We start from the raw sequence: 10848 nt of genomic DNA on the forward strand, positions 1-10848 counted from the left end.
AAGCGAGAATCCAACTGCGTATGAAGCTGCGACCACATTTGTTTTTGATGTTGGCTGGTCTTCTGTTCGGCCTTGATTCGGCTGTACAGTTTGGCCAGGCGCCGCAGCCTCGTAGCGATCAACGGCAGGCAGCGTTTGCCTTCGAACAACAGGGCGATGTTCCAAGTGCCCAGACTGCATGGCAGGCTGTCCTGAAGACTCATCCCAACGATGCTGAAGCCAATGCGCACCTTGGCCTTCTCGAAGCACGCCGGGAACACTACACCGAAGCTGTCTCGTTTTATCGGAAAGCCGCCGCGCTCGATCCCGCAATGCCCGGCCTGCAGTTGAATCTTGGCCTCGCGCTCTTCAAGAAAGGCGAACTCAGAGAAGCCGCCGAGATCTTCTCCGCTCTACTGAAGACCCTGCCTGAAGAATCTCCCGAAGCCCTGCGTCTCACTACATTGATCGGACTGGCTGATTACGGCTCCGGCCAATATGCTGAAGCCGTCCCGCATTTGAGAAAAGCTACGTCTGCCGATCCGCAGAACCTTCCATTCCGCCTCGCACTCGCGCACAGTTGTCTCCGCTCGGCTCAGTATCAATGCGTCCTCGATGTCTACAAGGAGATTCTCACGCTCAACGCCGAATCAGCGGAAGCCGACATGCTCGCCGGTGAAGCGCTCGATGAAATGAAAGACAGAACCGCTGCGATTGAGCAGTTTCGCGCTGCAGTGAAAGCCGATGCCAAAATGCCCGAGGCCCACTTCGGTCTGGGATATCTGCTCTGGTGTCAACTGCAATTCGAAGATGCCTCAAAGGAGTTTCAGGCAGAGCTCAATCTGAGCCCGAAACACGTTCAGGCCCTCACATATATGGGAGACACTCAGATGAAGCTGAGCCACCCTGAAACCGCGCTCCCGCTCCTCGAGAAGGCCGTCCGCATCGATCCGAAGGATCAGCTTGCGCACCTCGATCTCGGAATCTTGCACATCGATGCCGGACGGAATGACGACGCGCTCCGCGAGTTGAAGACGGCCGAACAGCTCGATCCCAACGACCAGAACGTCCACTTCCGTCTCGGCCGGTTCTACAAATCACTAGGTAAGACAACGGAGGCCAACGCGGAGTTCGAAAAGACACGTAGGCTGCAGAAGGCCTCCGACCAGTCTGTTCTCAAAAAGCTCCATCCAATCGATGCGAGCAATTCCGAAATCGCAAAACCCTCGCTTCCACCCTCGAACTGACTACGGATGTTTAAACGTGATCGAACTCGGCGGCGTTGAGCCTGTAATCCCTGCTCCTTCGCGAACCGAATAGAAACGGTCTGCTGCAAGGTTTGTTAATGTCTCAACCTTGCCATCAGGCCAGGTAATTTCGGCTTTATCTACTCGCTCATGACTCCCGAGCCCGAAATGAACGCGAAGATCGTTCTGCGACAGATAGCTGCCGCCGCTAATCACTTCGCCGAGCTGAACCAGGTCCGCTGCCGTGGCCCGAATACGCGCATTCAATGCGAGGCGATTGCACTTTTCACTCTCCAGTTGAAAACTTACCCAGTGATTTTTTGCACCTTTCGCGGGACGAAGAATCGTCGGCTCACCTTTGAGATTCTCGATGACAGCTTCCAGGTTTCCATCGTTGAACAGATCGCCGATCGCCATCCCACGGCTCACCTGCGGAATCTGAATTGCCGCCCCGGCTTCCTTGCTGATGTCCTTGAACCTCCCATTTCGCTCGTTCAGGAACAGAATTTTCGGTTCCTGGTACTGCAAGTTTGTCCGCATCTGATTCACCTGCGGATATACATGCCCGTTGACTATAAAGATGTCCTGCCATCCGTCATTATCGAAATCGACAAAAGCATCGCCCCACCCGACATATCCCTTCGTACCGCGGGCAATTCCAGTCGGAATCGACACATCCGTGAAGTTCATGCCGCCATCGTTCCGATAAAACGCTGCATATTCGTTATCGAAGTGCGTAATCAGAATCGACAAGCGTCCGTTGTGCAAATAGTCTCCCAGCGCAACCCCCATATTCGCTTGCCTCGCGCCGCTCTCGCTCAATCCGACACCAGACTCAAATCCGACCTCTTCAAAGGCACCCTTTCCATTTCCCTGATAGAGATAGTTGGGCTGTCCGTCATTCGTGACCAGTAGGTCCAGCTTGCCCTTGTTATCGAAATCAACCCAGAGCGATGTGAGCCCGACTCGGCCCTCCTCATCGGCAACACCTGCCTTCTTCGCTACTTCAGTGAAGGTCCCGTCGCGATTGTTGTGGTACAGAAAATCAGGAGATCCCTTCAGTCCGATTGGCCCGCACTGCACGTCGATCCCCATATATTTGCAGATGTCGCTCGATCCGAACGCCGCCATATTGTTCAGATGAAAATCGACATAGTGCGCCACAAACAGGTCGGCCCACCCATCGTTGTCGTAGTCTCCAAACGCGGCGCCGGTCGCCCACATGTCATCATGGCTCAGCCCCGCCTCCTTCGTGACGTCAGTGAACGTCCCGTTGCCATTGTTGCGATAGAGCACAACACCACCGAAACAGGTCACCAGCAGGTCAGGCCAACCGTCGTTGTTGTAATCTCCCACCACCGCCCCCGACGCCCAGCACGGGTGCCCCACTCCGGCCTTGTCTGTCACATCGGTAAACGTTCCATCGTGGTTATTTTGGTAAAGGGCGCTTCGCGCCTTCTTGCCCTGGAGCGCCATCTCCACCGTCTGTGCATTCGTGAAGTAGATATCCGGCCAGCCATCGCGATCGTAGTCGATCAGCGCAACTCCCCCGCTCATCGATTCCACAATGAACTTCTGTTCGGGACTTGAAAGGTGGTTGAAGTGAATGCCCGTGGCCGCCGTGATATCGACCAGTTCCGGGTAACCGATGGCAGAAGTCTCCGTTACTGCCGGTGCGCGCGGACTTCCAGTCAGAGTCGGTGCCTGGGCCTTTGCAACGTCGAGCAGGATTACTGCGCAAAAAGCAACGGGAAGGACACGCAGGCGCATATCGCCGGTTGATCTCCTGGCTCGGAGAGGCGAGCCGATATCAGTAGCTTAGGTCAACTACATTCACCGAGTAGGGCTCCAAGGTGTGCTCGAACTTTGGACCAGCGACTTGGTATGACGTTCGTGAGGGGCGATCGCATCAGGGTGCGCGATCGTGTTTGTTGCTCCACAAGGCTGGCAGTTAGAGCGAGGCAGTAAATCTGTTTCCGCATGGGAGCCGATATTAGTCAAACCTACTTACCTCTGGCAACAGGAATAACGTTGACTGCAAGTTTGATCTTCGAGAATATTCAGGATGCAGAGAGGCTGTTCCTCGGAGAACTCGACGAGAAAGTTCTTTCTCGGAATCAGTTGCAGTGGAGCTGTCCTTCCATTAGGAAATGCGGTGCATTAGACGCCTGGTCTGTGAGTGCCCAATCCAGAACAGTCTCCAAGGGGCTTTCGCGGATAGCGTTACTTCCCGTTGAGGACTTCAGCGGGAAGTGTTACGGAACCCATTCGACCTGAAGCTTCATCCACCACAATCATTCGGATATATGCAGTGTCTTTGTTCTTCTCAACGAATTGATCGAATGGAATGCCCGTCTCCATCAGGTTTTGATAGGTTGTTGGAAGTAATGATAAAACCAGCTGCCGCTCAGAGATTTGTGCCTGCCGGCCGTCTATAGTGCGCTGAACTGCGAAGATATCCAGCTTGTCATTCCATCTTCCATTGTTCAGTTGCAATGCGAGATCGTTGGCCGCGATTTTGAGCTCGAATGCGGCCCCACCGTACGCGGGTAGTGCACGCGCCGTAATAGCGATGTCGTTGACATCGACAGGCTGCCCCACCGCCTGGTGGAAGCGATCTTTCAGCGTGACTGGTTCTTTGCTGTACTGGTAACCGGTGCGGTAACGCAGCTGCGCTCCGCGGCGAGACATCAGCTTCACAGTGAGCAAATGATATTGATCGTCGGCGGGCACATCAGGGGAAAAGCCGAGAAGATAAGAGGCGCGGCTGTCCTCCAGCACGGAATTCAGGTTGGCCGCGAAATCACCGCCGCGGCGAAAGACACGGCCGCCCGTAGCTTCTGCCATCGATCGTATGGGCCCTTGCACCGGGCGCATGTCCTGCCGCATCTCGGCAGTGATGCGCCCAGGGGCCGCTCCGCCGCTTTGCGCCCCCGGTGGCACAGTCATGCTCGGCGACAACATTACAACGTGGTGTTCGAGGCTGGCGTCGACGGCTTGAGTCTCCAATTGCGAGGCGTCGAGCGGATAGATGCTGACGTGGGCATCGTTCAGTGCCTCCTGCGCGCGAAGAACGGGCCCTTCAAGGTGTTTGCTGCCTTTATCGCTGCTCACTGCCTGGTCGGTCCAGTTGGCCAGTACGTTCTCGCTCGCAAGCCATACCAAGGTTTTGCGGCCAGGCATCGGAGCGAGATGGCGGGCGATGAGAACTAGAGTGGCCAGCGCTCTGCCGCTGGCATCGCTGCCAAAGTCGCGCAACTGAGGGTCGACCGTAGCAGCAGAATCGGGATTCGCGTTCACATTGCCATTGACTGATTGCAGATCTTCGATGTGGCTTACGCCGTCGATCTTTTGCCGATTACGTTGCTCCGTGTCCTGCGCGCCGGAGATGTCGCGTGCGGTGGGCATCCATTCGCGCAACGCGGAGCCAAGTTTAGCTCTGTCGGGCGTCGCCTCCATGAGCACCTGAAAACCGCGAGCATTCCGCACGTAGATTCCAACGCGTTCGCTCAGCGGCATCGTCTGCAGGAACCTGATCATCTGCTCCCGCGCATAGGTGAGATCTGCCCATGCCAGGCCGTCGGAATCGATCACCAGAATCGTGGCGATGCCTTCGGGAGTCTCAGTGCCGGCTTTCGGATCGTCAATGTCCGCCCGACGATTTGAATAGGCACGCTCGCCCGGGGCCGAGACGGGTTGGCTTCGCGATGATGTCTCGTCGAGATCAGTCGGGCTGCTGAAAAAACGTACCTTCTGCTTGCGTCCGTTATCGAAGATCTGAAAGTCTTCCGGCTTCAGGCCAGTGACGGGGTGGCCCTTCTTGTCCAATGCCACGACGTCAACATCCACGACACGCGTCGCCACCTGCAGGCTGAAGTCTGTTCCCTGTGCCGCCCGTGGTGCGACAGGTACGTCCGGAATCCCAGTTGGTTCGCCTTCGCTGATTTCAAGAGAGGGCAGCACGGGACCCGAGGCCTCTGCTGCAGCCGTTGGCAGGCCTTCCGCGTGATTGCTGCGATCGGATGCTGCGGTGGATGGCCCTCGAGTCTCGGATGGCTCCGGTTGTTGCGTTACCCCTTTAGCAGGTGGGGCAGTAGGAATGGGTTGCGTCGGGACTGAGGGCATTGATTTGTTGAATGTCGAAGCGCCGTCCCCGGTCAGCATCCGGGCGTCGGAACGAAACACATGATAGTTGTCGAAAACGACATCATTCAGAAGAGTCTGCGCGTGATTCTGGGTTTGATCCAGCTCTGAAGGTGCGAATCTGGTTGCATTCCGCAAATACATCATGCGCGATAGCGGAGCAACCGAGATAGAGATGCTCTTCACAGGACAAATATAGGTTTGGCCGCCGATCTCGACTGCGCCATATTGGACGAGGATGTCGGCACGCATGATCTTGTCGTCCCTCTCCAAGTCAGCCTGCAACTTGAGTCGGAAAATTGCACCACTTGTCGGATCGACGGCTATCTCGCCGTGATAGCCGGTGGATCGCTCGATAACTCCATCGGCGCCCTCGCCGGCAACACAGCAGAATTTCAACTTGTAGTGCGATTGTTCCCTGGAGATCCGGAAGCGAAAGACTGCGAGCGGTTCTGATCTGCCTACCTCCCAATGGCTCCAGGCCATCTGGCCTTTGGCGGCATCTAGTAGCACTGTACTGATGATTGGCCCAAACTCTCCTGACGTGATCAATCCGCGCGTCGGCAACGTCGGTCTCTTGTCTCCCGACGAGGTAGAGTCCACTTCGTCACCGTCGCGGTAATACGCAGTGCTACTGTACTCTTGCACCGCGTGCAGCGGCTTGTAGGGGACCAGCGAGGCAAATACTGTTTGCTCTGCAGGGTTGTCCTCAAACCGGATCGTATCTCTCGTTGCAATGAAGTTGGGCAACTGATGAATCGTTTTGGAAGCATAATCCACGACCCGCGAAATCACCTGACGTTGAGTTGCCAGATCGGGCATCGCAGCAGCAGGAATCTCCGTTGCAGGAGGAGGAAGAAACGCTGACAGGTCAGCAAGCAGTACTAGCGACCGTCGAGACTCCAGGCCCGGCAATTCCGGCTCCAGACCTGAAAGCCTCTCCGCGCTCAGCCGTTCAGTTAATTCCAGGCCGGAAAGCATTTGTGATACTTTTGCATCTGACTTACCGCGCGCCGACCTCAGAACACGCGTCAACTGCTGAATCGTGACAGGCCTTGTCGCATGGACTGGGACGGGAACGGCTGTCTGCACCAGGAAAAGGAGAACAGCCAGCTTTCGCAATGCACGCCCCCATCTTCAGCTTGCGTAAAGAATCTTAAGCCCGCCTTGAGGACACCTGCAATTGGAAACCGGGTGGATCTACGATCGCCCGCTTCGGCTAACGGAGAAGTCGCTTGAATCCTCAAGATTTCTTGGAGGGATAATGGCAGTAGGAGTGTGCCTATGCTCGAAGAAAGTGATATGGCTACTCAGCTCCCAGCAGGAGATTTGAACCGGGCCGGGAATTCCATTCGGAAAAGCTAGGCTTGGAGCCTTAGAAGAAGGCCCCGCAACCTTCGTCACCGGAGCGGCAACAATTTCTTCGTTTTGTTCGAATCTGCATGAGAGGCATTGGACAGTCACACCCAGATGGCAGGAAGGTTGCTGAGTTGAGCGACGTGGCAGCGCTCAAGGCGCGGCCACGCGCTCTCAAGGGGTCAGGTCTGTCCGGTAGCGGAATTCTAAATCGCGCTTTCGCTATTTCGGCAACTCGACCTTGCCATTCATCGTAAAAGTGGCCACACGTGATTGAAATTCGCTCCCGGGTTGTGTCCCGCCGAGGAAGATCTTGTATTCGCCGGGCAAAACGACGCGTTTCCCATCGACGTCGACCTCGGACAGGGTCCTTGAATCCAGAGTGAATTCAACATCTGCTGATTGGCTCGGGGTGAGATGGAGCCGCCTGAAGCCAGCGAGGACGATTCGGGGTGAAACGTCCGTTTGAGGTTGAGAGAGATACAGTTCGACGACTTCATCACCGGCTACCTTCCCTGTGTTCTTCACTTCACCTTTCACATGAAGAGAATCGCCGGCATTGACGCTGTTTGCGGATAGTTTGATGTCGCCGTAGCTGAAGGTCGTGTAGCTGAGTCCGTGCCCAAAGGGGAACAACGGCTTTTCTGTCATGTATCGATAGGTGCGGAGTTTCATCGCGTAATCCTCAAAGGGAGGAAGTTGCGACAGAGAGCGATAGAAGGTGACTGGCAGGCGGCCAGCAGGATTGTTGTCACCCGCGAGAGTCTCCGCAATCGCAGTTCCACCTTCCTCCCCGGGGTACCACGCCTCCAGAATGGCAGCGGCATGCTCTGCTGCATAGTTGACCGCGAGTGCCGATCCGTTCTGAAGGACCACGACGACCGGCCTGCCGGTTGAGGTCAGCGCTTTGAGCAGTTCGTCCTGAACCGCGGGAAGCTTGATCTCCGTGCGGTCCCCACCTGAGAAGCCCTCAAGCTTCACGGGCATCTCCTCTCCCTCGAGCGAAGGAGAAAGCCCGACAAAGGCAATGATCACGTCTGCGCCTTTTGCCTGATTGAGCGCCTCTTCCCGAAGGACCGCAGCGGGCGCCTGCCAGGTGAGATCGATTCCGGCAGTGCCCGTCTTGTGAAGGTATTCCAGCCGGATTGGGTGAGGCTCTGTATTGTCGAAGTGGATTTGCGATTCAAGTACCGCCCCGCGTTCGCCACTCTTCGAATCACTTTGCGCAAAGAGCTTGTCATCGAGGAAGAGCCTGAAACCCTCCGCATTCTCGCAGGCATAGCAGTAGTTGATTCGCACACCCAGCTTGTAGTCGCCAGGGGCGGGCGGCGTGAAAATGCCACTCCAGCGGACCGAGTAGTTGTTGCGCTTGAGCCCGTTCACGGGGACGACCTTGTCCCAGTTAAAATTGACGTTTCTATCCACGCGCGCGAGCACGGGAGTGCCGCTCAGATCTTCCGTGGCAAAGTATTCACCCTTAAGGCCAAATTCATTGTCGTCTTTAGAAGGATGCAGCGCCGTGTGCTCGATAGGCATGGCAAAGCCTTCCGCCAGGCTTGATCCCATGGCGTACGCAACCTTGGCAGACTCGAAGCGTTTTTCGATTCCAACTAGGGGATACACCAGACTCGGTGGTGGTCCGTTGTAGTTTCCTTGGAGAGACTGAACCAACTCTGCGGTGGGGCCAATTACGGCGATCCTATGCAGGCCACGCTTAAGCGGAAGCACTCCGCCATTGTTCTTGAGCAACACGATGGATTCGCGCGCGGCCGTCAGCGAAAGCTGGCGATGAGCAGGAGAATTGTTTTCCTCCATTCCAATCCGGCCGTAAGCGTAGCTGGCGAGCGGGTCGAACATCCCCAGACGGAAGCGGGCGGTGAAGAGACGGCGCAGCGCAGTATCGATCTGCACCTCGGTGATCAGGTTTTGGTGCACGGCATCTACAAGAGCAGGAAACGCCTGACCCTCGCCGAAGCCGCACTCAAGATCCGTGCCGGCCTTCACAGCGTCGGCCGCAGCGTGAACCATGTCACTTGCGAAATGGTGGCCGCTGTAGATATCAGCTACGGCTGCGCAGTCACTTACGACATAGCCATCAAAGTGCCACGCATCGCGAAGATGCTTTTTGAGCAGCATTTCGTTCGCGCAAGCGGGAGCACCATCGATCGAGTTGTATGCGCACATCACAGATTGGGCATGTGCCTCTGTCACTGCAGAGCGGAAGGCAGGCAAGTAAGTATCTTCGAGGTCGTGGGCTGAAATCTCGATGTTCGCGCGGTGACGGGTGCTCTCAGGTCCACTATGAACCGCGAAGTGCTTAGGGGTCGAAACCAGCTTGAGATGCGTCGAGTCGCTTCCCTGCATCCCGGTGACGAAGGCGACTCCCATCTGACCGGTGAGGAAAGGATCTTCGCCATACGTTTCCTGTCCTCGGCCCCAACGCGGATCGCGGAAGATGTTGATGTTGGGCGCCCAGAATGTAAGACCAAAGAACATCTCATGGTGGTCTTCCCGCATAGCCTGGTTGTATTTGGCACGGGCCTCGGTCGAAATGGTCTCAGCCATTTGGTGCACGAGCCCAGTATCCCAGGTCGCGGCCATCCCGATGACTTGCGGGAAGTTGGTCGCGTAACCCGAAAAGGCGACTCCATGCAGCCCTTCGTTCCACCAGTCATACTTCGGCACGCCGAGTCGCGGAATGGCGGGCGCATGGTCGCGCATCTGTTGGACTTTCTCCTCAAGAGTCATCTGCCCGATGAGATCGTCAACGCGCTGGCTGATCGGTAGTGACGTGTCCATCCAAGGATGTTTGGCCTCCGCGCCACTTGAAGGTTGCTTCTGGCCGAAGCCGAGTATTGTGAAACCTGCGAGAGCGCCAAGTGCGATCGCTTGTAGACGGGCATGATTGGGCATGACTTTATCCGTTCTGAAATCGTCGAATCAGTAATTTGAAACAAGTCAGTTATTCACGTTCAGACCCGGGGTGTCAACCCGGGCCTCGCAGCGGCCCGGATCTTCGGCGGGGCCACAGAGAGTGAATCGTCTGTATTGCCGCCTGCTCGAAGATTTGAATCCATCTGGCCGAATAACGTCAGGACTCTATCGGAGCTGCTCCGCGATCAGGCGTGAGGGGTGGCAGGAGACAGCGCGGAGCAGGTCGGATAGAGCGGTTTGAAGGAAGTCGCTGGCGCGATGGGAGCAGGAAGTTGGCTATGGGTTTTTCATCGCTCTAGGCTGTGCGATCTGAACGAGTGCAGCTGGTGAATGAGCCAAGCTATCTCTGCGGGGTGCGCAAGTGGATGAAGTAGACGCTGGAGAACGACGACCGGTGCGGATAAGAAACGCCATTTTTCTGACCTGAGGCACACTTTCATTAGGCGTGCCATGAAGCAAACGGTGAAGGCCGCGTTGGTCGAACAGCTAGGAAGAATCAAGTCGGTGTTCCATCTTGTGTTCGGCGAAGGAGACCTGTGCGGCGGTTATCCGATCAACCAGAAGCATGAGTCCATGGCAGTGCGGGCACGTCCGCAGCGAAGGCTTTACGGGGAGTGGTGTTTCTTGAGCCGGCGGCTGGTGAAGCAGAGCGCGGCAGAGTGGCAGCATGCGAGCTCGTCTGCGGTTGGCGAGGAAGCCGAAGTAGCGAATACGGGGAAAGCCTCGTGGCAGCACATGCTGTACAAAGCGGCGCAGGAACTCTTCGGAGTCAAGTGTCAGTGTGCGCTGCCTGCCGTGATGGGCATAGTCCTTCCAACGGAAGCAGACCTCAGCAGCTGAGACCGAGAGCAGGCGATGGTTGGAGATGGCGACGCGGTGCGTATAGCGAGCCAGATAATGCAGCACATGTTCGGGGCCGCCGAAAGGCGGCTTGGCATAGACAATCCAGTCTTGGCGGTAAAGCGTGCGCAGGAAGATGGCGAAGCGCTTCTGGTTGTGAAGTGGCACGCACTCACCGAAGAAGCGCAACTGATCGCGGGCAAGGAGGCGCCGCAGGCCGGCAACGAACTTGCCGCGGAAGACACGGCTGAGCACCTTGACCGGCAACAGGAATCTGGAACGCGATGCGATCCAGCGCGAGTGGTCTGCCGCGAGTCCGCCGCCGGGCACCACGCAGTGGATGTGCGGA

General features: G+C 56.6%; 4 protein-coding genes and 1 pseudogene. 1 reads left to right on the forward strand and 4 read right to left on the reverse strand.

The window, feature by feature from the left end:
- The first annotated feature begins 20 nt into the window (after window positions 1–20).
- Entirely contained in the window at window positions 21–1226 is a 1206-nt protein-coding gene (locus tag WCA10_RS03690) for a tetratricopeptide repeat protein (RefSeq protein ID WP_472821141.1), read from the forward strand.
- On the opposite strand, the gene WCA10_RS03695 is transcribed toward WCA10_RS03690, so the two are convergent.
- The 4 genes and pseudogenes from WCA10_RS03695 to WCA10_RS03710 form a co-directional block, all read right to left on the reverse strand.
- Window positions 1227–2996, reverse strand: a complete 1770-nt coding sequence (locus WCA10_RS03695) for a CRTAC1 family protein (RefSeq protein WP_472821142.1) — start codon at window positions 2994–2996, stop codon at window positions 1227–1229. It abuts the gene before it with no gap.
- A gap of 453 nt (window positions 2997–3449) precedes the next feature.
- Window positions 3450–6191 (reverse strand): VWA domain-containing protein, encoded by a 2742-nt coding sequence (locus WCA10_RS03700; RefSeq protein WP_472821143.1) that lies wholly within the window; start codon window positions 6189–6191, stop codon window positions 3450–3452.
- Between the two features lie 756 nt (window positions 6192–6947).
- Window positions 6948–9638 carry a glycoside hydrolase family 3 C-terminal domain-containing protein gene (locus WCA10_RS03705; protein ID WP_472821144.1) on the reverse strand — a complete coding sequence of 897 codons (2691 nt, stop codon included), beginning with the start codon at window positions 9636–9638 and terminating at the stop codon, window positions 6948–6950.
- A 574-nt stretch (window positions 9639–10212) separates the two neighbouring features.
- Window positions 10213–10848: pseudogene (locus WCA10_RS03710) on the reverse strand (IS91 family transposase); the annotation flags it as partial.

This window comes from Occallatibacter sp., assembly GCF_049582745.1.
GTDB lineage: Bacteria > Acidobacteriota > Terriglobia > Terriglobales > Acidobacteriaceae > Telmatobacter.